1 protein-coding gene is annotated in these 824 nt (G+C 43.2%); it reads right to left on the reverse strand.

Annotated elements, in window-relative coordinates; all coding sequences use genetic code 11:
- The coding region (locus tag C1I95_RS34220; protein WP_199524048.1) for a mucin-binding protein at positions 1–807 on the reverse strand (807 nt) is incomplete at its 3' end.
- Positions 808–824: the final 17 nt, after the last annotated feature.

Below are 824 nucleotides of genomic sequence, written 5' to 3' on the forward strand. Positions count from 1 at the left end.
CCCAGCACCACTTGTAATAACTTCACCAGTAACGTTATCGACAACGACTGTTCGCGTGAAGTTGACAGAATCAGTGTGTTGCTTGGCCACTACGTGTCCATTCTGATCAACATAGCTAATCGTCTCGTTGACCGTCTTATCATAGTTGGTGCTAGTTGGCCACTTTGGTCCATCTGGTTCGTCTGGATTGATTGGCGTTCCAGGTGTCTGTGGATCCGTTGGATTCACTGGCGTCAACCGATGCTTCAAGTGAACCGTGAAATTCTGATCAGTTGTGTCATCATTGTCGAACGTCAAATCTGCTGGATAGCCATCGGTGACCAACTCATACCCTTGTTTCTTATAATCGGCAATGCTGCCACTGGTACTATAACTGGATTTCGAGCCCGTTGTTCCTGAAATTGAATCCGTCTTTAAAGTTGTTCCGGTCGTATCATCAACGTAGCTGACACTACCTTTTTGCTTATCTGCTGTATAGGTGATCATCGTATCTGTACCATTATCAGAAGGTGTTGGTGGAATATAGCCCTTAGTACGATCATCGGGATCAACTGGCACCAAAGGAGTCCCCATTTGATCTTCAGGTGTATAGCCAGGAATAAAAGCAATAACCGGATAACCAGGCACAGATGAATCAGCAATCTTAGTAGGGTTACTAGGATCATTGGGATAAATTATTGACGTTGTTGAGCCATCAGGATTAGAGACAATCCAGTTACCGAGCTTGTTGTAAACATACTTAATATCAGAGGTTTGTGGGATATATGGATTTTTAATTCCGTATGTCGTATAACCTAATTGATACATTATCGTAGGATCTGAAG

Source organism: Micromonospora craterilacus (assembly GCF_003236315.1).
GTDB lineage: Bacteria > Actinomycetota > Actinomycetes > Mycobacteriales > Micromonosporaceae > Micromonospora > Micromonospora craterilacus.